Origin of the sequence: Rathayibacter sp. VKM Ac-2804 (genome assembly GCF_009866655.1) — a bacterium.
Lineage (GTDB): Bacteria > Actinomycetota > Actinomycetes > Actinomycetales > Microbacteriaceae > Rathayibacter.
On sequence record NZ_CP047420.1, the window covers coordinates 2,793,311 to 2,817,073 of the forward strand.

Below are 23,763 nucleotides of genomic sequence, written 5' to 3' on the forward strand. Positions count from 1 at the left end.
TGCTCAGTGCGCGATCACGTCGACGCTGGGGGCGTCGAGCGGTGCGTCCTTGTAGCGGCGGGCGAGGAGGGACATCAGCACCGCGGAGAGCAGCAGGAAGAAGCCGACGATGACCATCGGGACCTCGTAGCCGCCGGTCGCGTCCCGGAGGGCGCCGGTGATGTACGGGGCCGAGAACCCGGCCAGGTTGCCGATCGTGTTGATCAGCGCGATGCCGGCCGCGGCCGCCGCCCCGGTGAGGAACCGGGTCGGGAAGGTCCAGAAGTTGGGCAGGGCCGAGAAGATCGCCATCGCGGTGACGGTGATGACGGCGATCGTGGCCGCCGGCGAGCCGGCGAAGAGCGCGAGCGGGATGCTCAGGCCGCCGACGATCGCCGGGATCACGATGTGCCAGGTGCGGACGCCGCGGCGGGTGGCGTCGCGCGACCACAGGTAGAGGGCGATGGCCGCGGGCACGTAGGGGATCGCGGTGATCAGGCCCTTCTCGAAGATGCCGAAGGTGGTGCCGTACTGCTCCTGGAAGCCCTCGATGATCGTGGGCAGGAAGAAGGCGAGGGCGTAGAGGCCGTAGATGAAGCCGAAGTAGACGAAGCTCAGCATCCAGACGCGGCCGCTCTTGAAGGCGGAGGACATCTTGGGGTGCGTCGTGACGCCCTTGGTCTTCACGTCCTCCTCGCGCTGCAGCGCGGTGGTCAGCCAGACCTGCTCCTCGCGGGTCAGCCACTTCGCGTCGGAGGGCTTGTCCTTGAGGTAGAACCACGCGATGACACCCACGATGATCGCGGGCAGCGAGACGCCGAGGAACATGAAGCGCCAGCCCTCGAGGCCGAGGATGCCGTCCTGCTCGATCAGGAAGCCCGCGAGCGGGGCGCCGATGACCGTGGTGAGCGGCTGCGCCAGGTAGAAGAGCGCGAGGATCTTCGAGCGGTGCTTGGCCGGCACCCAGAGGCTGAGGAAGAGGATCGCGCCGGGGAAGAAGCCGGCTTCGGCGACCCCGAGCAGGAAGCGCAGGGCGACCAGCTGCTCGAAGTTCTGCACCCAGGTGAACAGCAGCGCGACGATGCCCCAGCTGACCATGATGCGGGCGAGCCAGCGGCGGGCGCCGAAGCGGTGCAGCGCGAGGTTGCTGGGCACCTCCAGCAGGATGTAGCCGATGAAGAAGACGCCCGAGGCGAAGCCGAACTGGGCCGCCGAGAGCGCGAGGTCGGCCTCCATGCCGTTCGGCGCGGCGAAGCCGATGGCCGTGCGGTCGAGGTAGTTGATGAAGAACATCAGGGCGACGAACGGCACGAGCCGGATCGACACCTTCCTGATGGCGCTCTTCTCGACGGCGGCGTCCGCCGTCGCGGTTCCGCCTGTGCGGGAGGGAAGGTCCACGTCGATCTCCTGATCCGTGTCAACGACTGTGTTGGGTGGTGCGATGTGGCTCAGGCCGCCTTCGGGGGAATTGGCTGACCGGTTGACCAATTAGAGGATGCCGTGCGGGGGTGGAGTTGTCAACCGGTTCCTCGGTCGCGTCGCTGCGGGCCGGTCGATGGCGCGGTTGCTACGGTCGGTGCATGCCGGCGTACCCCGAAGACGACCCGTCCCTCGTGCGCCTGGAGCTGCAGGTCCTCCCCCGCGGCACCGCCGTCGCCGAGGTCGCCAAGCAGCTCACCTCGCTGCTCACCCGCGGCGACCTCGTGCCCGGGTCCCGCCTCCCCCCGGAGCGCCAGCTCGCCGAGAGCCTCGGCGTCGGCCGGTCCGCGGTGCGGGAAGCACTCGCGGCGCTCGAGATCCTCGGCATCGTCACGGTGCGCCCCGGCTCCGGCACCTACCTGCGCGACAGCACCTCCGAGCTGCTGCCGACGACGCTGAGCTGGGGGCTGATGCTCTCGGCGGGGCGCACGGCCGAGCTGATCGAGGTGCGCAGTGGTCTGGAGGTGCAGGCCGCGATGCTGGCGGCGCTCCGCATCGACGACGAGGGACTGGCCAGGCTGCACGCGCACCTCGAGGCGATGGAGTCGCACCTCGACGACATCGCGGCCTTCGTCGAGGCCGACGTGCGCTTCCACCTGCAGATCGCCCTCAGCGCCGAGAACGTGGTGCTGCGCGACCTGCTGCAGACCATCCGCTCGCTGCTGCGCCTCTGGGTCGAGCGCGCGCTCAGCAGCCCGGAGCAGGCCCGCGACGCCTTCACCGAGCACCGTGCCGTGCTCGAGGCGATCGAGGCGCGCGACCCGGCCGCCGCCGCGCGCGCGATGGAGGCGCACATGAGCACGGCCTCGCGGAGACTGGCGGACACCGGGAGCTGATCCGCGGGCGCCGAACCGCCGCCGCCGATCGGGACGCCGCCGATCCGGGGGCAGCCGACCGCGCCCCGCAGTGGCAGACTCGGCCCATGAACGACCTCCTGCGCCGCGGTGCCGCGGCGGCCCTGAGCCTCGCCGCCGTCGGGCTCCTCGTGACCGGCTGCGCGGGGCGCGCCGACATCGCCTCCTCCACCTCGCCACTGCCGCGACCGAGCGCGACGGCGACGGCCTCGGCCACGCCGCCCGTCACACCCTCCGCGACGGCGACGGCCCCCGCGTCGACCGCTCCGACCGCGGAGCCGACCGTCGCACCGACGGCGGCTCCGGTGCCGGAGACCCCCGCCCCGGTGCCGGCCACCGAGCAGCCTCCCGCACCCGAGCCCGCGACCGCCCGCTGCGTCGGGAGCGACCTCTCGCTCGAGTACCGCGCCGATCCCGAGGCGTCCGGCGCGGGCAGCAGCGCCTTCGACCTGATCTTCACGAACACGACGGACCGGACCTGCACGCTCGCCGGCATCCCCGGGGTCTACGCCGCCGGGGCCGACGGCAGCCGCCTCGGCGCGGTCGCCTCCGCCGACGGCCCGAACCCGTCCGGCCTGCTCCCCCTCGCTCCGGCGGCCCAGGCGGACGTCCGGGTCGCCTGGCACGCCCCCGGCGCCTTCGGCTGCCCGACCGCGACGTCGGCCTTCCTGGTGGCCGAGGTGATCGACGCGGCCGACGCCGCCGTCCGCGCACCCGCCGCGATCGAGGTCTGCACGGACAGCACCGTGTACCTGGACGCCTCGACCTACACGCTGCTCGGCTGAACCGGAGCCCCAGCTCGTCGGGGCCGGGGCTCAGGTCCCGCGGAGGGCCGCGATCGGCTCGATCCGCGAGGCCCGCCGCGCCGGCACGCTGCCCGCCAGCAGCCCGATCAGGGCGCCCAGGAGCGCGCCGCCGAACGCGACGCCGGGGTCGAGCACCGGGGTCCACTGCTGGGCGACGGAGACCGAGAGCACCGCGAGGACACCGGTCGCCGCACCGACCAGCCCGCCGAGGAGGCCGATCACCGCCGACTCGACGACGAACTGCTGCGCGATCCTCCGCCGCGTGGCGCCGAGGGCACGCCGGAGGCCGATCTCGCCGACGCGCTCCATCACCGAGAGCGTGGTCACGTTGGCGATGCCGACGCCGCCTGCCAGCAGCACCACCACCGAGAGGATGAGGAACACCAGGTCGACGTCGGCGCGCACGTCGCCGGCGAGGTCCGATCGGCCGCCGGGCGCCGAGACGGAGACGGAGTCGGGGGCGTCGGGAGCGAGGGTCAGCGGTGCCTGCGCCGCGACCTGGGGCCCGGCTCCGATGTCGATGCGCGCCTGCAGGTCGCCCGGAGCCGCGAGCGCGAAGTCCGCCCGCGCGGTGCCCGTGGGGAGGACGACCGCGTCGAGCAGCTCGGCGCGCGCGTGGACGTCGGCGAAGAGCCCGAGGACCGAGTAGGCGACGCCGTCGATCAGGATCGAGGGCCGGGAGTCGACGCGCTCCACCCCGAGCCGCTCCGCCGCGCGGGCGCCGAGGACGACGACGCGGTCGGCGCGGGCGTCGTGGCCGGAGTCGAACATCCGCCCGGCGGTCACGTCGCCCTCCAGAGTGTCGAGGAGATCCGCGGAGGCGGCGAACAGCCGCGGCGGAGCGGCGGCGGGTGCCGACGGGTCGTTGACGGGCACCGCGGTGATGCTCGCCCCCTCGCGCAGCGACACCTCGCCCACGACCGCCGCCTGCTCGACACCGGCGAGGCGGCGGACGCGGTCGACGGCGTCCCAGGGCAGCCGCCCGGTGGCGACGCTGTCGCCGTTGGAGTTCTCCGCCTCGGCCGGCTGCACGACGACCTGGGTGGCGGCGAACGCGTCGAACCGGCGGGCGAGCTGGCCCGCGGTCGTCTGCGCGAAGCCGATCGTGGCGACGAGGGCGCCGATGCCGAGCACCGTGCCGAGGAGGGTCATCACCAGCCGGGCGGGTCGCGTCCCGATGTCCGAGGTCGCCTCGGCGAGCAGGTCGGCGGCGGTGAAGCGGTCGGCGCGGCGGACGGGCCGCAGGAGCGGAGACGTGCGCGCCGACCGGTGCCGCCGTCGCCCGAACCGGCTGCGGAGCGCCGCGCGCACCGCGCTCACGCCGTCACCTCCTGCATCCGTCCATCGGCGATGCGGAGGCAGCGGCGGGCCCGCCGCGCGACGGCGAGGTCGTGCGTGATCACGACGAGCGTGAGTCCGGTGTCCGTCAGGTCCTCGAAGAGCCGCATGACGTCCTCGGTGGTCGAGCCGTCCAGGTTCCCGGTGGGCTCGTCGGCGAGGAGGAGGCTCGGCCGCGCGACGACCGCTCGTGCCACGGCGACCCGCTGGCGCTCGCCGCCGGAGAGGATCGTCGGCAGGAAGCCGAGGCGGTGCCCGAGACCGACCCGGAGCAGGGCGTCCCGGGCCCGCGCCTCGCGGTCGGCGCGCGGGGTCCCGCTGTACAGCATCGGCAGCATCACGTTCTCGAGCACGGTCCGCCTCGGCAGCAGGTGGAAGGACTGGAACACGAACCCGATGCGCTGCGCGCGCACGGCCGCGCGGGTGTCCTCGTCCAGCGCCCCGGTCAGCGCACCGTCGAGGCGGTACTCGCCGACGCTGGGACGGTCGAGGAGACCGAGGATGTTCAGCATCGTCGACTTCCCGGAGCCGCTGGGGCCGACGATCGACACGTAGTCGCCCTCCTCGATCCGCAGGCTCACCCCCTTCAGCGCCTGCACCTCGGGCGGTCCGGGGAAGGAGCGCGTGACGTCCCGCAGCTCGACGAGCGGAGCGGTCACCGGCCGACCACGACCGGATCGCCCTCGTCGAGCGCCCCGTCCACCGGCGAGACCTCGACCGCTCCCTTCGCGGCGAGACCGGTGCTGACGACGACGAGGCGGGTGGGTGCGCCGGGGTCGCGCGGGTCGCCGTCGACGACCTCGACCCGGCTCTCGCCGCCGGAGCCCGCGGACAGCGCGGCGACCGGGACCGAGAGCACGGCGCCCTCCGTCGCGCCGACCGCGACCGTGACCTTGACGTTGGCGTCGCGCAGCTGCTCGATCTGCTCCGGCGAGAGCGGATCGGGGGTCAGCGTCACCGTCCAGCGCCCCTTGCCGTCCTTCGCGGGATCGACTCCCGAGACGACGGCGCCGTGGGAGGTGCGGTCCGGCAGCTCGAACGAGGCCTTCTGCCCGACCGAGAGCAGGCGTGCATCGGCCTCGGCGGCGGATCCGGAGAGCTCGAGCTGCGCGCCCGAGACGGTCATCGCCGCGCCCGACAGGACGCTGCCGCGCTTGGCGGTGACCTCGTCCACCCGCCGGGGCAGCGAGGTGAGGAACAGCACCTCGCCCGCGGGGAGCGCCGGCAGGACGGACTGGCGGGCCCGGGTGAGGTCCTCCTGCGCCTGCGTCACCTGGGACTGCGCCGACTCCACGGCGGCGCGCTGGGCGCCCGGATCGGTGCTCGCGCCCAGCTGGGCCCGCCTGAGCTCGGCGAGCCCGAGTGCGTCGTCGAGGTCCGCGATGCGGAGGGCGTCCGGCGGCTCGGCCGCGCGGGCGGCCTCCAGCTCGCGTCGAGCGCTGGCGACCGCGTTGTCGGCCTCGCGCACCTCGACCGGCGAGGAGCCCGCCCGAGCCGTGTCGAGATCCTTCTGCGCGGCGACGAGTCCCTGCTCCGCCGACCGCAGCGTCTCCTGGGCGGCGCGGACGACGTCCTCGCCGTCCTCCTGCGTCACGGGCGCCGCGTAGCCGGCCTGGGCGTAGAGCTCGGTGACCGCGTTCGCGGCCGTCTCGTCGAAGACGTCGTCGGCAGGGTCGCCGGCGTCGATCCCGAGACCGCGCAGCGCCGTCTTGAACTGCACCACATCGGGCCCGGACACCCCGAACCTCAGGGTCCGGTAGGCCGGCAGATCGCCGGGGAGGACGATGACGGGGCGGCCCGCGATCTCCAGGGCGATCGACAGCGGCGAGAGCTCGGCGCCGGCCGCGGGGACCTGACCGGTCACCACCGCGGCGCCCTGGATCGACGTCGTGTCGATGCTCACCTCGACCGCGTCCGCGTAGCGCACCTCGCCCCGGAGGGTGACGTCGTTGCTCAGCTCGCCGAACGCGACGGGCGCGGTGATCAGACCGGGGGCGGGCGGCTCCGCGTTCGCGGCGGCCTCGGCGGGCGACACCACGAGCCTCCCGACGAGCAGGCCCGCGACCAGGCTCAGGAGCGCGGCGGCGGCCACGATCCAGAGGACGCGGTTGCGCGAGACGACGGCGGCCAGAGCGGCGAACCGGCCCCGGCGAGTCCCCGCCTCGGTCTCGGCGCCGTCGGAGCCGTCGGCGGCTCCGGCGGCCGCGAGGAGGTCGAGCGGATCGGTCGGCGTCGGATCGGTCGGCGTCGGATCGGACGGCGTCGGACCGGACGGATCGGACGAGCCCGGGCGACGGGGGACGCGCATCTACTCGCCCTGCTCGGCGGCGGCCTTCAGCGCGTCCAGCTCGGTCCGGTGGTCGTCGATGAACTGCTGCTCCAGTGCGTCCTGGACCTTCTTGTGCACCGCCGTGTAGTCGGTCTTCTCCCGGCAGTCCAGGTCGGCGAGTGCGAGCTCGATCTCCTCGTCCTTCACGGCGACGAGCTTCGGATCGGTCGGCTCGATCCCTTGGTCGTCGGCTGACGCCCAGACCGCCGACGCCTTCTCGGTGATCGAGTTCACGGCGTCGAACCGGGTCGCGAAGCCCGGGTAGCCGGCATCGCTCAGGCAGGAGGACCAGGCCGCGTCGAGATCCGCCAGCTCGGGGACCGACGGCAGCTCCGAGTAGAACTCGGTCAGCGCGTCGAGCACCGGCTCGTGCTCCTCCCCGGAGGTCGGGTCCTCCTCCTCCAGCTCGTGCGAGGCGGCGCCGTAGCAGCCCGCCGTCGTCCAGTCGTACTCGTACGACTCGTCGTCGGAGGCGGCGACGTCCTCCGGCTCCGGCGGGCCGTGCAGCGCCTCGGAGAACGCCGCCTGCTCGGACTCCGAGAGGCTGTCGTAGTAGTCGGCGTTGGCGTCGACGTAGTCGTCCTCCGGCTCGGCCGAGTCGTAGCGGCCGGGAGAGTCGACGACGCCGTAGCCGTACTGCGCGACCCACCCGCGGTCGTCCGGCTCGTACGCGTCGTCGTCCGAGGAGTACGACGCGGACTGCACGCTCGGGGTGTACTCGAAGCCCGCCTCCTGCATGCACGTCGCGACGAGCTCCTCCCGCGCCCGGTCCTCCTCCCGGTACTTCTCCTCCTGCTCCTCGGGCGAGACGTCGCCGCCGTAGAGCGAGCCGAGGTAGTCCGTCAGCGGCGAGGTCGTCTCGTCGGTCCTCCCCTCGTCCGCCGGGGCGGAGCAGCCGGAGAGTGCCAGCAGACCGGACAGCGCCAGTGCGGACAGAGCCAGTGCGGACTGAGCGGCGGTCAGGTGGGCGCGGCGTCGGTGCTTCACGGAGGACCTCTCGATCAGGGGCGCGCGGCGCGGGCGGGGGTCCCGCGCTCGCGCGCCGCTGACGACGGTACCGACGGCTCCTCACCACTGTGTGGTCGGCACGGTCCTCTGTCGCCGCACGTCGGTCGAAGGCTGCGAGACGTCTGCGCCGGGTGCGACCGCGGCGCCCGGGACGTCGGCCTCGCTGGCCCCTACTCCGTCAGCAGTGCGCGCGCAGCGCCACCGGGCTCGAGCACGAACGCTTCTCTCCCCACCGTCCCGGCCGACTCCCAGTGCTCGATCCCGGCCGGATCGACCGCCACCGCGACGCCGCCCAGGTTGCCGAGCAGCACCACGCGGCCGCCCGGTGCGACCGCTCCGAGCGCGACCAGCCCCGGCGCGTCCACCTCGAGTCGCGGCGAGCCGACGAGGTCCGCCGCCCACTGGAGCACGGTGCCCGCCGGTGAGACGCCCGTCGCCGCGGCGATCCCGCGCGGGCCCCACTGCTCGAAGTAGGCGAGGGAGTCGACGGCCGGGACAGCGAGCGCGGCGAGACTGCCGACGACCCAGGCCGCCAGCTCGGGCGCGTGCTGGCGCTCGTCGGTCGCGCCCGGGACGGCCTCCGGACCGTAGCCGGAGCGGTCGATGTCGGCGGCGCCGGGGTCGAACGGCGACGTCGACACGGCGTTCATCCGCGCACCGAGGGTGATCGGCCCGAGGTGCAGGCGGCGGCCGTCCGCGATCGCCGCCGCGTCGCGGACCACCGTGCGCTGCACGGCGATCGACTCGACGAGCTGGTGGCCCGACCGGTCGTGCATGAACGGGGTGATGCTGAAGGCGAGCGGTGCGTCCACCTTCGCGAGCGCATCGGCACCGCGGTTGAGCTCGGTGAAGTGCGAGCGGACGCCGCCGACGACCTCGATGCCGCGCTCGGCCGCCACCCGGCGTCCCTCCGCGAGCAGCTCGGGCGTGCTGCGGTGGCCCCGGGCGGCGAAGACCCCGAGCCGGGCGAGCGGCGCGTCGCCGAGCTCGTCGAGGACCGCGCGGACGTCGCCGGGAAGGGCGGCGACGATGCGCAGGTCGATCGGTCGTCCGCCGGCGTCCTCGATCGCGCGCTGCAGGGCGCGACGCCAGCCGGCCCAGCGGACGTCGCACTCGACCAGCAGGGCGAGCGGAGGCCGGGCGTCGGGCCGGAGGGCGGTCGGCGCACTCGCGGCCGAGGTGCGGATCTCGGGCAGCGGGTGGCCGGCGCCACCCGCGCGGAGGGTGCAGACGGTCGCGGTCGCCTCGTCGGCAGCGGTCGGCGTCGCACCGGCGCAGTCGATCCGCAGGCTCTGCCGGACGACCTCCCCAGCGGCGACCGCCACCGGGAACGGGAGGCTCAGCGGCGTCGAGTAGGTCTTGTACGACGCGTCGGTCCAGTTCCGCTGGTCCTCCGTCTCGAACACGTCGCCCTCGAGGGTCAGCTCGACGGGGACTCCGTCGGCGGTCCAGGCGAGTCCGGCGAGGTCCTGCGCGGGCTGGTGCGGCGCGATCCGGTCGGGGAAGGCGACGCGCTCGGCGCTGCCGTCCGGGTGGCGCACCTCCAGAGGCGCTCCGGCGCTCTCGACGCCGTGCAGCACGATCAGCCCCAGGCGGTTGCGGAGGAAGGGGGTGCTCGCGCGCGCCTCGAGCTCGACCGAGAGCGAGTCGTCGGAGAACGCGGCGCGCAGGGCCCACGCGACATGCGCCTCGCCCTGGGCGCTCTCGCCGTCGACGACCAGCGCGCCGCCCTCGACGTCGAGGGCCGCGCGGACGGTCCCGAACGTCCCCCAGTCCTCGTCTCGGACGACGACGCGGACCCCGCGGAGGATCCGCGCCGCCCCGAAGCGGATGTCGTCCAGGCGGCCGTCCGAGTACCGGAGCGACCACGGACCGCAGTGCACCGTCCGCTCGTCGCGCTCCGCCGCCTGGAGGAGCCCGGCGGGGACCGACGGCGGGGACGGCCGGATCTCGATCGCGGCCACGATCAGAGGGTGGTCATGCCGCCGTCGACGCGGAAGAGAGCGCCGGTGGCGTAGCTCGACTCGTCGCTGGCGAGGTAGACCATGATGCCCTCCACGTCCGCGGCGCAGCCGGGGCGGCCGAGCGGGATGCGCGAGGTGATCGCCGCGCGGGCCTCGGCGTCGCCGGAGATGGCGGTCACCAGCGGGGTCTCGGTGTAGCCGGGGACGACCGTGTTGACGCGGATCCCCTCCCCCGCGTAGGCCGCCGCGACGGTGCGGGCGAGGCCGTGTATGCCGGCCTTGGAGCTGCTGTAGGCGGTGAAGTCCTGACCCTCGCCGTTGAGCCCGGTCGGGCTGCCGGTGAGGACGATCGAGCCGCCGCGGCCGAGGAGCGCGCGGACGGCGTGCTTGACGGTGAGGAAGGTGCCGGTGAGGTTGATGTCGATCGTGCGGCGCCAGACGTCGAGGTCGAGGTCGGCGATCTTCGCGTCCTGCCCGAACAGCTGCACCCCCGCGTTCGCGACGACCACGTCGACCGCGAAGCCGTCGGCGGCCAGACGGGCGAAGGCCTGCTCGACGCTGCTCTCGTCCGAGACGTCGAGCTGGACGGCGACGGCGTCCGGGAAGGCGGCCGCCGCGTCCTGCGCTGCCGCGAGGTCGCGATCCGTGAAGGCGACCCGGGCGCCCTCGCGTGCGAAGCGCTCCGCCACGGCCCGGCCGATGCCGGAGCCGGCTCCGGTGACGAGGGCGGTCTTGCCAGTGAGGCGTCCGGTCATGCGTGCTCTCCTTCGAGTCGATCTCGTCCGATCATAGGAGGCGAACCGGTTGACCGCCTAGAGCTCTCCTGCCCGATGCTCGCGCCACGCGCGACCCCTTGACCCGGCCCGGTCCAGCCGCGACGCTCGCTCTACACGTTCCGCACCACCCCACCCCTCCCGGAGGTCCCCATGAAGGTCGGCTCGCTCGTTCTCCGTCTCACCGTCGGCGGTCTGTTCATCGGACATGGTCTGCAGAAGCTCCGCGGCTCGTTCGACGGGCCCGGTCTCGACGGCACCGAGCAGATGATGGAGAGCCTCGAGCTGCACCCCGCTCGCCGCAACGCGGTCGCGGCCGCGGTCACCGAGACCGCCGGCGGCGCCGCGCTCGCCCTGGGCCTCGCGACGCCCGTCGCGGCGGCCGGGCTCATCGCGACCATGGTGACGGCCGTCCGCAAGGTGCACTGGTCCAACGGGCTCTGGAACAGCGGCGGAGGCTGGGAGTACAACGGCCTGCTCGCTGCCGCCGCGACCGCGATCGTGGCCGACGGCCCGGGTGCGCTCTCCTTCGACGGGCTGGTCGGGAAGCGGAAGTGGGGCGCCGGCTGGGCCCTCTTCGCCCTCGTCGCCGGCGCCGCCGCCTCCACCGTCGTGATCGAGGCCGGACGCCGCGCCAAGGCCGCCGACGTCGAGGGCACCGCCGGCGAGACCCTCACCGCCCCGGACTCCCCCACGGCGTCGAGCGACACCGCCTCCTGACGACTGCTCTCCCGAGCACCCGCGCAGCCGCACAGATGGTGATCGAGCAGCCCGCGAAGCGGGCGCGTCGAGATCCGCCGTCCTCCGAAGGAGTGTCTGCAGACCCTTCCTCGTGGAGGAGCCGGGTCTCGATACGCCCCTGCGGAGCTGCTCGACCAGCATCAGGAGGCCGATGCGAGGCGTCGAGCGGTCCCCTGTCAGCGGGGCCTCGACGGGGATCCCCCTGCTGGTCGAGCATCGGTCCGGAGGACGGCGCATCGAGACCCGGCCCCCGGCACCGCCGACCGCTAGCGTCGAGGCGTGACCGCCTCCACTCCTCCCGCCGTCCGTCAGCTGCGCCTGGTCGTCCAGGTGGACGACGTCGACGCCGCGCTCCGCTTCTACCGCGACACCCTCGGCCTGACCGAGCGCGCGGCCTTCGAGGGCGACGGCGATGCCCGCGTCGCGATCCTCGAGGCGGGCGTCGCCACGCTCGAGCTGGCGAACGCGCCGCAGGTCCGCATGATCGACCGTATCGAGGCGGAGGGTGAGACGAGCGACCCTCTCCGCGTCGCGTTCGAGGTCGACGACGCCGCCACCATCACCTCGGCCCTCGCCGGCGCGGGCGCCGAGCTCGTCGCCGACCCTCGGGAGACGCCGTGGCACTCGCTCAACTCCCGCCTGCGCGCGCCCGACGGCCTCCAGCTGACACTGTTCGAAGAGCTCGGCTCGGCTCCTGAGGACGACGCGGCCGACGACCTCGTCCTCTGGCAGCGCGCCGTCGACCGGCTCGACGGCCTGGACGATCCGGACGGGGTCGTCGAGCGGATGCGCGTCCTCGCCGCGCGCTACCCCGGCACCGACGGCGTCGCGCACTTCGAGCTCGGCGGCGCCCTCGACAGCGCCGGACACGAGGCGGAGGCGGCCGAGGAGTACGAGCGCGCGGTCGCCTCCGGTCTCGACGGCGAGCGCCTCGCCCGGCTGAGCATCCAGTACGCCTCGACCCTGCGGAATCTCGGCCGGATCGATGAGGCGATCGCCCTCCTCTCCGAGACCGAGCCGCACCCGTCCATCGGGGCGGCCCGCCAGGTCTTCCTCGCGCTGGCCCTGCACAGCGCCGGTCGCACAGACGAGGCGCTGCGCACCGCCCTCGAGGCACTGGCACCCGCCCTGCCGCGCTACCGGCGCTCGGTCGCCGCCTACGCCGCCGACCTCACCGACTCGGCGCCGCAGGACTGAGACGACGCGGCAGGACGGAGAGGACGCACGCCGGAGACCTCGGCAGCCGCCCCGCTCACTCCGCGAGCAGCGCGTCGATCTGCCCCATCGCCTGGTTCATGCCCTCCTCCATCCCCATCTGCACCATCTGCTCGAGCTGCTCGAGGGTCTCGAAGGAGGAGCGGACGGTCATCCGGGTGCGTCCGTCCACCTCGACGAGGGTGACGACGGCGTGGGTGACCCCCATCGAGTCGTCCGGACGCCCCTCCGCATCGGCGAAGCCGTCGTCGAACTCGAACCGCGTCGGCTCCTCCACCTTCGTCACCACCCAGTAGCCGCGGGCCTTCTCGCCGTCCGGCCCTGTCATCACGTAGCTGCTGCGCGCGCCCTCGGTCGCCTCATGCGTCTCGAAGGTGGCAGGCCAGGTCGGCGGACCCCACCAGCGCTCGAGCTGCCGCGGGTCCACCCAGATCCGCCAGACCCGTTCGACGGGCGCCTCGAACTCGGCGGTGATGGTCATGGTCAGGTTCTCGATGTCCTTGACGGACTCCACGACGGTCATCGTGCACGTCCCTTCCTTCGATCCTCCGGTGGTCGCACCTCGTCCTCGGCGAGGACGTCGGCGATGCGGTCGACGCGGTCGCGCCAGAGCTGCTCGTAGGCCTCGAGGAGTCGCGCCGCCCTTCTGAGCGAGGCGACCTCTCCGCGCACGAGCTGCTCCCGTCCGCTCCGGCGCTTGCGGACGAGCTCCGCCCGCTCCAGCACGGCGACGTGCTTCTGCACAGCGGCGAACGACATCTCGTAGCGCGCCGCGAGTGCCGACACCGACTGCTCCGCTTCCAGCACCCGGGCGACGATGTCGCGACGCGTCCCGTCCGCCAGCGCCCGGAACAGGCGGTCGACCTCGATCCCGTCCTCCACATGCACAACCATTTGGTTGCACATTAGTCCTCCGATGCGCCCCGGGGAAGCACCGCGTTCCGCCGATCCTGACGGATGTGCCGATCAGCGCGCTCGAGGACGTGCCGCCGCGCGATCCAGTGAACGGGCGGCCCCGTCGAGCACCCAGTCGGGAACGGCTCGGATCTCGAACACGGACCAGTGGAGCTTCGCCATCGAGTAGTGCGGATCGATCCGGAGAGCTTCCTCCAGGTGCCGGGCGGCGACCGAGGAGACGCCGAGCGCCCACCAGCACCAGGCGAGGACGGTCAGCACCGGAGGACGAGCCTCGACGGGCGCGAGCGCAGCCGCCCGGGCGAGCCGACCCGCCGCGCGCTCGGTCCGCTCGGGATCCGGGCCGGGGCCCGTCCCCATCATCAGCGACGCGGAGACCAGGTCGTGCGCATCCTCGAGCCCCGCGTGGATGTCGCCCTCGACGAGCTCGTCCATCGTCCGGCCGGTGCGCGCCTGCTCCCCTTCGAGCCGCCTCTGACGCCGCCGCTCCTCGAACGCCGCCTCGCTGCCGAGCGCGATCTGCAGGGTCGTCTGATCGCGCAGCGGCGGGGACTGCAGCACCCGGATGATCGTCGCCTCCTGACGCGGGGCGGGAGGACCGTGCAGCCAGCGCTCGACCAGCCCGATCACGTCGAGCGCGCCCGCGGCGGGACGGCGCACGATCGCGGCGACGGCCGCGCGATCGGCGTCGGAGACCGTCGGCAGTGCGGCGAGCGCCGACACGTCCAGCGGCTCGGGAGCCGCCGCGCGGGCGAGGACACCGGTCTCGCTCCCCTCGATCTCGGCGAGCGGGCGCGGCGCGCGCGTCTCCTCGGCCGAGGTGTAGCGTCCCCACCCGTCGGCGGCGACGCAGGCCACGTCGACGATCCCGAGGTCGGTCCGCTCCAGCCTCCGCAGGACGGCGCGACCGAGATCGAGCAGCGGGATGCCGCGCGCACTCTCGTAGCTCCGCCGTGTGTAGACGATCGCGAGCACCGCGGTGGCCCGCGGGATCGACGCGGTGAAGCGCACGCACCTGCCCGCCAGCTGGTCGATCTCGGCGCGGCGCAGGCGCTCGGGGATCGGGAAGCGGAAGCCGCCGCCGCTCCGGTTCCCGAGGAACGGGACGACCACGAGGGCCTCCTCCGGATGGAGGCCGATCATCGATGGAACGGCGGCGAGGAGGTCGGGAAGCCCGCTCACACAGAGGAGCTCCGGCTCCCGGGAGGGGCTGTGGCGGGCGGTGGCGAGGCGATCGGTGCGAGTCATGACGGACACTGTCGTCCTCGCCGCGGCGGCCGCGGCGGCGGGGCCGCGGATCCGTGGAGAGCCGCGGCATCTCCTCCGCTGTGGAGGGGACCGATTCAGCGCGAGGCCGCGGCGTGCATCCGCTCGAGAGCCGCGCGCACCGCCGCGCGCGTGCCCGGATCCCCCTCTATCCGGTGCTCCACACCCTCCGGGATCCACACCAGCGCCGCGAGCAGACCGGCCACCGTCTCCGCCTCCACCGGCCACCGCGTCCACCGACCGTCGAGCGCCGCCGCTCCTGCCGACCACCGCCCGAAGACCCGCACCATCTCCTCGAGCGGCAGCGCCAGATCGACGGTCAGCTCGTAGCGCGTCGTCCGTCCGGTCGAGGCCGCGAACGCCGCGGCGCCGTCCTCCGGGAGCCTCCTGGGCTCGAAGTGCACGCGCGTCTCGAGGAGCCGGCTCACCCGGTCGAGCCGGAACGTCCGCCAGTCCTCGCGCTGCCGGTCCCAGCCGACCAGCACCCAGGTGCGGCGGGTGGACACGACCGCGTGCGGCTCGACGACGCGGTCGGTCTCCGCTCCGTCCGCCGCGACGTAGTGGAAGCGGAGCCGCTCGTGGTCGCGGCAGGCCAGCGCGATCCGCCCGAGGATCTCCGGCGGGATCGACGCGGTGCGCGGCCTCACGGAGCGGAGCACGCCGCCGACCGCGTTGACCCGCTCGCGCAGGGCCCCCGGCAGCACCTGCTCGAACTTCGCCAGGGCGCTCAGCGTCGTGCGCTCGCCGTCGGCGAGCCCCTCGTCCGCCGCGAGCCGCAGCCCGACCGCGACGGCCACGGCCTCGTCGTCACTGAGGAGCAGCGGAGGCACGCGAGTCCCCGCCTCGAGCCGGTAGCCGCCGAGCGCGCCGCGGGTCGCCGCCACCGTGTAGCCCAGCTCGCGCAGCCGCTCGACGTCGCGGCGCAGCGTCCGCTCCGTCACGCCGAGCCGCGCGGCGAGGACCGGCCCCGACCACTGCCGGTGGGTCTGCAGCAGGTCGAGCAGAGCGAGTGCGCGGGAGGTGGTCGCAGCCATGACGCCATCCTGCTCCGGAATCAGGACGAGAACCGGCCTGATGCCGCTCTAGCGTCGTCCCCGAGAGCCCGGCCGGGCGCCCCGAAGACCCGAAGAAGGAGAGACACCATGGACATGAAGCTCGAGCTCGTCGCTGTCCCTGTGACCGACGTCGATCGCGCGAAGCAGTTCTACGTCGAGCGGATCGGCTTCAACGCCGACCACGACCACACGGTGCACGAGGGCCTGCGCTTCGTGCAGCTGACGCCACCCGGCTCGGCCTGCTCGATCGTCCTCGGCATCGGCGTCACCGAGATGGCGCCCGGCTCGCAGAAGGGCCTGCAGATGGTCGTCGCGGACGCGGCGACGGCCCGCGAGGAGCTGCTGGCCCGGGGTGCGGAGGTGTCCGAGGTCGACTCGCAGCCCTGGGGCGAGTTCGTGTACTTCGCCGATCCCGACGGCAACACCTGGGCGCTGCAGCAGATCGTGATCCCCGATCTCTCCTCGGTCCGATGACCCCCTCGTCCGATGGCCCTGTCGCCGGCCCGATCGGATTCTGAGACGATCCGCGCCCACCCGACACTGTCAGAGTGAGAGGGAAGGAGGTCCGCGGATGACGCCCACGCAGGAGAGCACGCCTCTCGGGGGAACGACGGCTGCTCCGGTGTCGGGGACGCCGTCCGAGGAGACCGACGCGGCGCTCGTCCGCCGTGCGGCCGCGGGCAGCGAGCTCGCCTTCCGCACCCTCTACCGCGCCTACGTCCGCCCTGTCTACTGGCTCGCCCACGGCGTCCTCCGCGACCCCCGCGACGCGGAGGACGTCACCCAGGAGACTTTCGTCCTCGCCTGGAGCCGGCTCGGCGGGCTCGAGCTGGTCAGCGACTCCCTGCTCCCCTGGCTCGCGACGATCTGCCGCTTCCAGGCGGCCAACCGTCTGCGCTCCCGCCGCAGCGACCGGGAGCAGACCGTCGAGGCCGACGACGAGACGCCCTCCCCGCAGGACCTCGAGCAGCAGATCGTCACCGCCGCGCTCGCCGAGGCGATCCTCCGCGAGACGGCCGGGCTCGCCGAGCTCGATCGCGCGATCTTCCGCCTCTGCGCGACGGAGGGCCGCGGGTACGAGGAGGCCGCGCTCACCCTCGGCGTCTCGCACGCCACCGTCCGCAACCGCCTGTCCCGTGTCCGCCGACGCCTCCGCCTGGTGGTCGACGACTTCCGAGGAGCCGAGACGTCATGATCGAACCCACCGATGCGCGGAGCCGCGGGATCCAGTCCGCCGATCTTCCCGGCCCGGATCCTCAGGTGCCCGATCGTCCAGCGCCCGAGCTCGACGCCCTCGACGACGACCGCGTCTCGGCACTCGAGGCGCGCGTCTTCCGCTCCATCGGCGCCGCACGGCGCGAGCGGGGAGCTCGTCGGCGCCGCGTCGCGACGATCGGGAGCGTCGCCGCGGGTCTCCTCCTGCTGGCCGTCGTGGTCGGCCCGCTGGTCGGAGGCGGCGCCGGAGCGGGGTCCGCCTCGAGCGCGGCAGGGTCCTCGAGCGAGGAGCGAGGAGCCGACTCCGGACAGTCGGGTGCGGAATCCGCACCGCAGTTCGCCGACGGCTCCGCACAGGGCTCCGCGGAGGCACCGGGCGACTCGTCCGCCGAGGCGACGGGCCGGGAGGTCGTCTCGACGGCGAGCGCGACGCTCGAGGCCGGCTCCGTCGCCGACGCGATCGCCGCGCTCAGCGCGACCGCCACCGAGCTCGGCGGGTACGTCGAGAGCTCCAGCACGGGCTCCAGCGCCTCTGGATCAGCGGTCGGCGTCGATCCGGCGATCGACCCGTACCGCCCCGCGCCGCTCCCCGAGGGCGCGGGAACCGTCTTGATCCGCGTCCCCGCCGACCGGCTCGCCGAGGCCCGCGACTCGCTGGCCACCCTCGGCGCGATGACCGGCTCGTCGATCGACCGGCGCGACGTGACCACCCAGGCGATCGACCTCCGCGCTCAGGTCGACGCCGCCCAGGCCTCCGTCGACCGGCTGACCGAGCTGATCGCCCAGGCCAGCAGCCTCACCGACCTCCTCGCGGCGGAGTCCGCCCTCGCCGATCGTCAGGCGTCGCTCGAGTCCGCCGAGCAGCAGCTCGCCGCCCTGGAGGCACAGGTGTCGCTGGCGACCCTCACGGTCACCGTCCTTCCGGAGTCGTCGCCCGTCACGGCCGAGCCCACCGGCTTCCTCGACGGCCTCCTCGCCGGCTGGAGCGGGCTGGTCGCGGCGGCGAACGGTGCCCTGGTCGGCATCGGCTTCCTCCTCCCCTGGCTCGTCGTCGTCGCAGCGATAGCCCTCCTCGTGGTGGCCGTCCGCCGACGCCGCGGGCCGCCCACCGGCGCGGCGGAAGCCGGCGGGCCGCCGGCCGGGCGTTCGCGACCGGCAGCGGGCGAGGGACACGGCGGAAGCACGGGCAGTGGTGAGTGAGCGCGCGCTGACCGACGACGTCGCTCGAGCTGCGATCGACCTTCCGGTGACACCTCTTGAGGTCTGGCGTCTGCTCGTCGACCGGTCGGCCTGGTGGCCCGAGCTCGCGTTCGACGCGGTGTCCGGGTCTCCGCTTCGCGAGACCTGGACGGAGGACGGACGCACCTTCGAGGCGCTCGGCCGTGTCGTCGCCGTGGATCCTCCGAGGCACCTGTCCTTCGAGTGGACCGAGCCCGGCTGGAGTGCCCTCCTGACGGTCGCGATCACCGTGGAGCCGGCCGCAGCAGGAGCGGCGGTGACCGTGACCGAGCAGGGCTTCATCAGAATCGGCGCAGAGGAAGGGCTCCGACTCGAGCACGAGGCGGGATGGCAGCAGCATCTCGTTCGCCTGCGAGGCGCCTCCATCGAGGCTGCGCGCTCGCGACGCGGCCCGCAGCGCTGAGAGCGGGATCAGCCGCGCAGCACCTTCGCCATCGCCTTGCCCTTCGCCAGCTCGTCGACCAGCTTGTCCAGCCAGCGGATCCTCTGCATCAGCGGATCCTCGATGCTCTCGACGCGCACGCCGCAGACCACGCCCGTGATCAGCGCGGTGCTCGGATTCATCGGCGCGGCAGCGAAGAAGTCCTCGAAGGTCGTCCCGGCGTCCAGGTGTCGGCGAAGCTCGTCGTCCGAGAAGCCCGTCAGCCAGACGATGACCTCGTCGACCTCCGCCCTCGTCCGCCCCTTCCGCTCGGCCTTCGCCACGTAGTGCGGGTACACGGAGGCGACGCTCGTCGTGAAGATCCGGTGCATGCGTCGAAGGCTAGCCCCGCACTCCCGAGAGCGCACCACGCAGATCCCCTGCCTCATCGCCCGTACCCGGGCGGCGTGGAGCGCAGCCGCGCCCGACGAGCGCGACTGCTCGCACAACCCGCCAAAGCAGCCGTTCGCCGTCACCGATGCGCTACGCCGCGGGATGCCGCCGGAGGCTTGCAGCGCTCCCCGAGCCCGATCCTCCGACTCCCGTGAGGGGCAGCTCCGGGACCATCACCCACGTGGTCTTCACCCACCGACGAGAGGTCGCACCATCATGCTCGAGGAGCACACCGGCGACCGGGACGAAACCGACTCCGCTCGAACACCGGGAGTCGCCCGACGATCCGCTCTCGCCGCCGCGTGGTCGACGCCCGTCGTCGCCGCCTGCGCGGCGGCACCCGGAGCGGCGGCGTCCGTCTCCCCACCCGTCGTCCTCCCGGGCGGCACCGGTGGCAGGAGAGCCCTATCCCTTTCTCTTCTCCGACAGCCGCAGCCCTCTCACGTCACGGTGGCGGTCACCCGGGGCCCCGTCTTCACCGGACCGCCCGCTCCCGGGACGATCAGTACTCGAGCAACGGACGAGCTCGCGACGGACTGACCGCGGCACCGCCGCAGGAGCGCCACCCGGCATCGGCGAGGACTGACGCCGCGGCCCGCCGCGCCGCTAGTCTCCCGGAGTGCCGTCGCGTCGCGAATCGCTGCACACCGCGTCACCTCACCAGAGAGAACCACCGTGAGCCTCCTCCGCACCAAGTCCGTCGAGCAGTCCATCGCCGACACCGACGAGCCCGAGACCCGCCTCAAGAAGTCGCTGAGCGCCCTCGACCTCACCGTCTTCGGCGTCGGAGTCGTGATCGGCGCCGGCATCTTCACGCTCACCGGCCGCGCCGCGCACGACATCGCCGGCCCCGCGATCGTGCTGAGCTTCGTCGTCGCCGCCTTCGCCTGCGCGCTCGCGGCCATGTGCTACGCGGAGTTCGCCTCCACGGTGCCGGTCTCCGGCTCCGCCTACACGTTCTCCTACGCCTCGCTCGGCGAGCTCTTCGCCTGGATCATCGGCTGGGATCTGATCCTCGAGCTGTTCCTCGGAGCGAGCGTGGTCGCCCAGGGCTGGAGTGCCTATCTGGGCTCCTTCCTCGGGCAGCTCGGCATCGTCCTGCCGGAGGCGATCTCCTACGGCGGCGTCGTCGACGTCCCCGCGATCCTGCTGGTGCTCGTGCTCGGCGCCCTGATGACCTTCGGCATCAAGGAGTCCCTGCGCGTCAACCTGGTGCTGGTCGCCGTGAAGCTCTTCATCGTGCTGTTCGTCATCATCGCCGGGCTGCAGTTCATCAACGCGAGCAACTACTCGCCGTTCATCCCGCCCGCGGAGGCGTCGCAGGCCGCGTCCGGCCTCGCCCAGCCGCTGCTGCAATTCCTCTCCGGCATCGAGCCGGCGACCTTCGGAGTCGGCGGCATCATCGCCGGCGCCTCGCTGGTCTTCTTCGCCTACATCGGCTTCGACGTCGTCGCGACCACCGCCGAGGAGACCCGCAACCCGCAGCGCGACATGCCCATCGGCATCATCGCCTCGCTGATCATCTGCACCGTGCTCTACTGCGCCGTCGCCCTCGTCGTCACCGGCATGGTCCCCTACCGCGAGCTCGACCCCTCCGCCGCCCTGGCGAACGCCTTCGCCTACCACGGCCAGACCTGGATGGCGACGGTCATCTCCGCCGGCGCCGTCGCCGGCCTCACCACCGTCGTGCTGACCCTCCTCATCGGAGCCACCCGCATCATCTTCGCGATGTCGCGGGACGGCCTTCTCCCCCAGCGCCTCGCGAAGGTGCACCCCCGCCTGCGCACCCCGTGGGTCACCTCCGTCGTCGTCACGATCATCGTCGCCCTGCTGGCTGGCCTGACCCCGATCGGCGTCCTCGAGGAGATGGTCAACATCGGCACCCTCTCCGCCTTCGTCCTGGTCTCCGTCGGCGTCATCGTCCTCCGCCGCAAGCGCCCCGAACTCAAGCGCGGCTTCCGCGTCCCGCTCAACCCCTGGCTCCCCGGCCTCTCCGCCCTGATCTGCACCTACCTGATGCTCAACCTCTCCATCGAGACCTGGCTCCGCTTCCTGATCTGGCTGGCCATCGGCTTCGCGATCTACTTCGCCTACTCCCGCTCCCACGCGAAGCTCGGACGCTAGACGAGCACTCCTTCGCCCCGCCGGCGATCCGGGGAACGACTGCTGACCTCGATTGCCACAGCACGCATCGAACCGCACCGGATAGGTCGTCGCCAGCCAGGATGCATGACGCGACAGCGGGGGCCGCGACGGTGAGCGACTGTGAGGATGTCCGGATGAACGTCGCATGCGCTGCACATCTGGATGAACTCGCTGGCCAGGCCGGCGCATGCGGGTCCGGTGCCCAACGCTTTGCCTCGAGAACGCGATGACCAGCCAAGAAGGAATCGGGTCCGACAGGTCCGCGCGGATCGAGTTCGAGGACCTCGCACACAGCGTCGTGGAGACATTCCTCAGCGAGATCGCCCGACGGATGGTGCTGACCGGCGAGGTCGATCCGGCGGTGACGAGTCCGTCCGATGTCTACGGACTCGCGATGTCGCGTCTGAGGGAGCACTTCGAGGCAGGTGCCGGCTTCACGTTCACCATCGATCACCGGTCCTCGACGCTCGAGTACGCCCGCAACTTCTCCCTCGAGGGCAGGGACGAGTACTCGTTGGTCTTCTACGGCCTCTACATCGAACACACAGTGAACCTCGCCATTCGCGACCGTGCGATCCAGCTCGGTCTCACAGAGAACGAGGCAATAGATCTCATGCGGCGCTCACTTCCCGAGAAGACCGGGCTGACCTGGAAGCGTCTGTTCGACGAGGATTTCCCGCAGCAGTTGCGTGCCGACATCGTGACGGTCGCGAACCGAAGGAACGCGTTCGCTCACTACGAATGGCAGAACGACACGAGCTTGAAGCTGCTGCCGGCGGCCGTGGCAGCTCGACGCAAGACTGCCTTCGACGCAGCAGAGCGAGCTGCGGTCGAGCTCGACGCCTACAGAGCACGACTCTTCGGAGTGAACGGCGTCGATCTCGACGACTGGTTCCGCGAGCGGGAGGAGTCGCAGAGCTGAAGGCTCGCACCCTCCCCACTCACCGCTCCGATCCCTTCACCATTCCGCTGTCCTCACCACAGCGAGTCGGCGGCAGGATGCTCCCGACCCAGTTCACCGAAGTCTTGAACCCCCGCTGATCAGGGCCGTCTGCGGCTCTGGGCACCCGCGGAGTCGGACGTCCGCCGTAGGGTGCAGTCATGCCCCGCTCCATGGCCGACCTCGACTTCCGCCGACAGCAGTGGGAGCAGCGCTACGCATCCCACGTCGCGCCGATCAACCGCTGGATCGACGAGCTGCGCAATCCCTACGAGCGCGGCTGGCTCCCCTACGTCGCACCCCTCCACGGCGGCACCGAGGCGCGAGTGTTGAGCATCCTGCGCGATCCCGGCCCCGGCACTCGGGACGGCGCCGGCAGCGGCTTCCTCTGCACCGAGAACGACGACGGCTCCGCCGAGCTGATGTCGCGACTCCTCACGGACGTCGGACTGTCGCCGTTCGACCTTCTGCCCTGGAACGCCTACCCCTGGTACATCGGCAAGGCGCCGACCGCTGATCAGCTCGACGCGGGGATCCCGACGGTCCTGCACCTGCTCGACCTCGCGCCGAGCATCCAGGTCGTCCTGCTGCAGGGCGCCGATGCCGACCACGGCTGGCGTCGTCTGCTCCGCCTGCACCCCGGCATCGAGCGCGAGCGCGGCCTGGCCGTGGTGCGCACGTTCCACCCCTCGCCGCAGGCCCTCTTCACGAAGGACCCCGCCGAGCGGGCGGCGCGGGCGGCTCGACGCGAAGCCGCCTTCGCAGAGGTCGCGGCCCTCCTGCGCTGAGCGGCCGCGTCACGCTCGCGAGGCGTCCGGAGGAACGACGAAGCCCTGACGAGAAGATGCTCTCATCAGGGCTTTCTGTCGGGCTGACAGGATTTGAACCTGCGACCCCTTGACCCCCAGTCAAGTGCGCTACCAAGCTGCGCCACAGCCCGTGGCAGTCCGGACCGAGGCCCGGGCAACTCGACTACCTTAGCGGATCGCGAGGCCGAGAGTGAAAACGAGCGTCGCCACGCGCACGTAGAATCTCGGGGGCGGTGGCCACCGGGTGGACCGGCCGGCAGGACCCGTCACAGGAGGCAGCAGCAGTGGACGCGCGGCAGAAGCGATCGCAGGTGGCCCTGCACCGAGCCATCATCGATCTGGCGACTGCCAGGGAGGTCTCGAGCCTCACGGTCTCCGAGATCACCGACCGCGCCGGCGTCAACCGCTCCACCTTCTACGCGCACGCCACCTCGGCCGCCGAGCTGCTCTGTGCGGCTCTCGCCGCCGAGCTCGACGCGATCCGCGACGAGTATCTCGACACCCTTCGCGCGGGAGCGGCGACCGACGCGACCATCCGGCAGGGCACGGCGCGGATCCTCGGACACCTCGAGGCGCGCCGCGACCTGTACCTGCGGGCGTTCGACGCTCCCGGCGGCGACTCCGGCGTCCGGGCGATGCTCGCGCTGCACTTCCGCGCCGCCGTGCTCGCCACCCTCGAGACCGGCACGCTCCAGCTGCCCGACGGCGACGACATCACCCCGTTCCTCGCGGACGGCACCGCCTCGTTCCTCGCCGCCGGCTCGACCGGACTCATGGAGGCGTGGCTGCGCCTCCCCGCCCCGCGCACCCCGGAGACCTACCTCACGGCGTACCGCCGCCTGCTGCCGTCCTGGTGGCCGTTCGCGACCCAGGACTGAC

The 23,763-nt window shown here is 72.7% G+C and carries 24 protein-coding genes and 1 tRNA gene; 12 read left to right on the forward strand and 13 right to left on the reverse strand.

The genetic code is table 11. The annotated features are described in order from the left end of the window. Positions 1-3: 3 nt before the first annotated feature. A complete protein-coding gene (locus GTU73_RS13120) occupies positions 4-1,377 on the reverse strand; it encodes an MFS transporter (protein ID WP_160090145.1) in 1,374 nt (457 codons plus the stop codon). A gap of 182 nt (positions 1,378-1,559) precedes the next feature. Between GTU73_RS13120 and GTU73_RS13125 the strand changes: the two genes are divergently transcribed. After that, entirely contained in the window at positions 1,560-2,294 is a 735-nt protein-coding gene (locus tag GTU73_RS13125; RefSeq protein ID WP_160090147.1) for a FadR/GntR family transcriptional regulator, read from the forward strand. Between the two features lie 86 nt (positions 2,295-2,380). Beyond that, a complete protein-coding gene (locus GTU73_RS13130; protein WP_160090149.1) occupies positions 2,381-3,097 on the forward strand; it encodes a DUF4232 domain-containing protein in 717 nt (238 codons plus the stop codon). 30 nt (positions 3,098-3,127) lie between these two features. On the opposite strand, the gene GTU73_RS13135 is transcribed toward GTU73_RS13130, so the two are convergent. From GTU73_RS13135 to GTU73_RS13160, 6 genes are all read right to left on the reverse strand, one after another. Next, a complete protein-coding gene (locus GTU73_RS13135; RefSeq protein WP_347877737.1) occupies positions 3,128-4,438 on the reverse strand; it encodes an ABC transporter permease in 1,311 nt (436 codons plus the stop codon). Beyond that, positions 4,435-5,115, reverse strand: coding sequence for an ABC transporter ATP-binding protein (locus tag GTU73_RS13140; RefSeq protein WP_160090151.1), 681 nt, complete (start codon positions 5,113-5,115; stop codon positions 4,435-4,437). Before GTU73_RS13140 ends, GTU73_RS13135 begins: the two co-directional genes overlap by 4 nt. After that, positions 5,112-6,764: a hypothetical protein gene (locus GTU73_RS13145; RefSeq protein ID WP_160090153.1), complete on the reverse strand. Its 1,653-nt coding sequence runs from the start codon at positions 6,762-6,764 to the stop codon at positions 5,112-5,114. Before GTU73_RS13145 ends, GTU73_RS13140 begins: the two co-directional genes overlap by 4 nt. After that, positions 6,765-7,772, reverse strand: coding sequence for a hypothetical protein (locus GTU73_RS13150; RefSeq protein ID WP_160090155.1), 1,008 nt, complete (start codon positions 7,770-7,772; stop codon positions 6,765-6,767). A 191-nt stretch (positions 7,773-7,963) separates the two neighbouring features. Continuing rightward, positions 7,964-9,757, reverse strand: coding sequence for a hypothetical protein (locus GTU73_RS13155; RefSeq protein WP_160090157.1), 1,794 nt, complete (start codon positions 9,755-9,757; stop codon positions 7,964-7,966). Positions 9,758-9,759: 2 nt separating this feature from the next. After that, on the reverse strand, positions 9,760-10,512 hold the full coding sequence (locus GTU73_RS13160) for an SDR family NAD(P)-dependent oxidoreductase (RefSeq protein WP_160090159.1): 753 nt from the start codon (positions 10,510-10,512) through the stop codon (positions 9,760-9,762). Between the two features lie 171 nt (positions 10,513-10,683). Here GTU73_RS13160 and GTU73_RS13165 point away from each other — a divergent pair, with 171 nt between their 5' ends. Further along, positions 10,684-11,250 carry a DoxX family protein gene (locus tag GTU73_RS13165; protein ID WP_160090161.1) on the forward strand — a complete coding sequence of 189 codons (567 nt, stop codon included), beginning with the start codon at positions 10,684-10,686 and terminating at the stop codon, positions 11,248-11,250. 300 nt (positions 11,251-11,550) lie between these two features. Further along, the gene (locus tag GTU73_RS19360) at positions 11,551-12,468 is read left to right on the forward strand and encodes a tetratricopeptide repeat protein (protein WP_160090163.1); all 918 of its coding nucleotides are present in this window, start codon (positions 11,551-11,553) and stop codon (positions 12,466-12,468) included. 55 nt (positions 12,469-12,523) lie between these two features. Here GTU73_RS19360 and GTU73_RS13175 read toward each other — a convergent pair whose 3' ends face one another. From GTU73_RS13175 to GTU73_RS13190, 4 genes are all read right to left on the reverse strand, one after another. Then, a complete protein-coding gene (locus tag GTU73_RS13175; RefSeq protein ID WP_160090165.1) occupies positions 12,524-13,009 on the reverse strand; it encodes an SRPBCC domain-containing protein in 486 nt (161 codons plus the stop codon). Next, positions 13,006-13,380, reverse strand: coding sequence for a metalloregulator ArsR/SmtB family transcription factor (locus tag GTU73_RS13180; protein WP_160090167.1), 375 nt, complete (start codon positions 13,378-13,380; stop codon positions 13,006-13,008). Before GTU73_RS13180 ends, GTU73_RS13175 begins: the two co-directional genes overlap by 4 nt. 72 nt (positions 13,381-13,452) lie before the next feature. Continuing rightward, positions 13,453-14,649, reverse strand: a complete 1,197-nt coding sequence (locus tag GTU73_RS13185) for a DUF4192 family protein (RefSeq protein ID WP_160090169.1) — start codon at positions 14,647-14,649, stop codon at positions 13,453-13,455. A 95-nt stretch (positions 14,650-14,744) separates the two neighbouring features. Next, complete coding sequence (locus GTU73_RS13190) at positions 14,745-15,701, reverse strand: YafY family protein (RefSeq protein WP_160090171.1); 957 nt, start codon at positions 15,699-15,701, stop codon at positions 14,745-14,747. Positions 15,702-15,809: 108 nt separating this feature from the next. On the opposite strand from GTU73_RS13190, the gene GTU73_RS13195 reads away from it, so the two are divergent. From GTU73_RS13195 to GTU73_RS13210, 4 genes are all read left to right on the forward strand, one after another. Next, the gene (locus GTU73_RS13195; protein ID WP_160090173.1) at positions 15,810-16,196 is read left to right on the forward strand and encodes a VOC family protein; all 387 of its coding nucleotides are present in this window, start codon (positions 15,810-15,812) and stop codon (positions 16,194-16,196) included. A 97-nt stretch (positions 16,197-16,293) separates the two neighbouring features. Further along, on the forward strand, positions 16,294-16,917 hold the full coding sequence (locus GTU73_RS13200) for an RNA polymerase sigma factor (protein ID WP_160090176.1): 624 nt from the start codon (positions 16,294-16,296) through the stop codon (positions 16,915-16,917). Then, positions 16,914-18,137 carry a DUF4349 domain-containing protein gene (locus GTU73_RS13205; protein ID WP_160090178.1) on the forward strand — a complete coding sequence of 408 codons (1,224 nt, stop codon included), beginning with the start codon at positions 16,914-16,916 and terminating at the stop codon, positions 18,135-18,137. The genes GTU73_RS13200 and GTU73_RS13205 overlap by 4 nt, the downstream gene beginning before the upstream one ends. 46 nt (positions 18,138-18,183) lie before the next feature. Then, on the forward strand, positions 18,184-18,579 hold the full coding sequence (locus GTU73_RS13210) for an SRPBCC domain-containing protein (RefSeq protein WP_160090180.1): 396 nt from the start codon (positions 18,184-18,186) through the stop codon (positions 18,577-18,579). 8 nt (positions 18,580-18,587) lie between these two features. Here GTU73_RS13210 and GTU73_RS13215 read toward each other — a convergent pair whose 3' ends face one another. Next, entirely contained in the window at positions 18,588-18,929 is a 342-nt protein-coding gene (locus GTU73_RS13215) for a DUF2200 domain-containing protein (protein ID WP_160090182.1), read from the reverse strand. 736 nt (positions 18,930-19,665) lie between these two features. Between GTU73_RS13215 and GTU73_RS13220 the strand changes: the two genes are divergently transcribed. From GTU73_RS13220 to GTU73_RS13230, 3 genes are all read left to right on the forward strand, one after another. Beyond that, positions 19,666-21,114 carry an amino acid permease gene (locus tag GTU73_RS13220; protein WP_127887021.1) on the forward strand — a complete coding sequence of 483 codons (1,449 nt, stop codon included), beginning with the start codon at positions 19,666-19,668 and terminating at the stop codon, positions 21,112-21,114. Positions 21,115-21,361: 247 nt separating this feature from the next. Next, positions 21,362-22,057 (forward strand): hypothetical protein, encoded by a 696-nt coding sequence (locus GTU73_RS13225; protein ID WP_160090184.1) that lies wholly within the window; start codon positions 21,362-21,364, stop codon positions 22,055-22,057. Positions 22,058-22,236: 179 nt separating this feature from the next. After that, the gene (locus GTU73_RS13230; RefSeq protein ID WP_160090186.1) at positions 22,237-22,863 is read left to right on the forward strand and encodes a uracil-DNA glycosylase; all 627 of its coding nucleotides are present in this window, start codon (positions 22,237-22,239) and stop codon (positions 22,861-22,863) included. A 78-nt stretch (positions 22,864-22,941) separates the two neighbouring features. On the opposite strand, the gene GTU73_RS13235 is transcribed toward GTU73_RS13230, so the two are convergent. Further along, a tRNA-Pro gene (locus GTU73_RS13235) sits at positions 22,942-23,015 on the reverse strand. Positions 23,016-23,195: 180 nt separating this feature from the next. Here GTU73_RS13235 and GTU73_RS13240 point away from each other — a divergent pair. Next, positions 23,196-23,762: a TetR family transcriptional regulator gene (locus GTU73_RS13240; protein WP_160090188.1), complete on the forward strand. Its 567-nt coding sequence runs from the start codon at positions 23,196-23,198 to the stop codon at positions 23,760-23,762. Position 23,763: the final 1 nt, after the last annotated feature.

Coding starts and splice junctions, on each gene's coding strand:
- GTU73_RS13125 (WP_160090147.1), top strand. CDS start 1,560: ATGCCGGCGTACCCCGAAGACGACCCGTCCCTCGTGCGCCTGGAGCTG.
- GTU73_RS13130 (WP_160090149.1), top strand. CDS start 2,381: ATGAACGACCTCCTGCGCCGCGGTGCCGCGGCGGCCCTGAGCCTCGCC.
- GTU73_RS13145 (WP_160090153.1), bottom strand. CDS start 6,764: ATGCGCGTCCCCCGTCGCCCGGGCTCGTCCGATCCGTCCGGTCCGACG.
- GTU73_RS13160 (WP_160090159.1), bottom strand. CDS start 10,512: ATGACCGGACGCCTCACTGGCAAGACCGCCCTCGTCACCGGAGCCGGC.
- GTU73_RS13165 (WP_160090161.1), top strand. CDS start 10,684: ATGAAGGTCGGCTCGCTCGTTCTCCGTCTCACCGTCGGCGGTCTGTTC.
- GTU73_RS13175 (WP_160090165.1), bottom strand. CDS start 13,009: ATGACCGTCGTGGAGTCCGTCAAGGACATCGAGAACCTGACCATGACC.
- GTU73_RS13180 (WP_160090167.1), bottom strand. CDS start 13,380: ATGGTTGTGCATGTGGAGGACGGGATCGAGGTCGACCGCCTGTTCCGG.
- GTU73_RS13185 (WP_160090169.1), bottom strand. CDS start 14,649: ATGACTCGCACCGATCGCCTCGCCACCGCCCGCCACAGCCCCTCCCGG.
- GTU73_RS13190 (WP_160090171.1), bottom strand. CDS start 15,701: ATGGCTGCGACCACCTCCCGCGCACTCGCTCTGCTCGACCTGCTGCAG.
- GTU73_RS13195 (WP_160090173.1), top strand. CDS start 15,810: ATGGACATGAAGCTCGAGCTCGTCGCTGTCCCTGTGACCGACGTCGAT.
- GTU73_RS13200 (WP_160090176.1), top strand. CDS start 16,294: ATGACGCCCACGCAGGAGAGCACGCCTCTCGGGGGAACGACGGCTGCT.
- GTU73_RS13205 (WP_160090178.1), top strand. CDS start 16,914: ATGATCGAACCCACCGATGCGCGGAGCCGCGGGATCCAGTCCGCCGAT.
- GTU73_RS13215 (WP_160090182.1), bottom strand. CDS start 18,929: ATGCACCGGATCTTCACGACGAGCGTCGCCTCCGTGTACCCGCACTAC.
- GTU73_RS13225 (WP_160090184.1), top strand. CDS start 21,362: ATGACCAGCCAAGAAGGAATCGGGTCCGACAGGTCCGCGCGGATCGAG.
- GTU73_RS13230 (WP_160090186.1), top strand. CDS start 22,237: ATGCCCCGCTCCATGGCCGACCTCGACTTCCGCCGACAGCAGTGGGAG.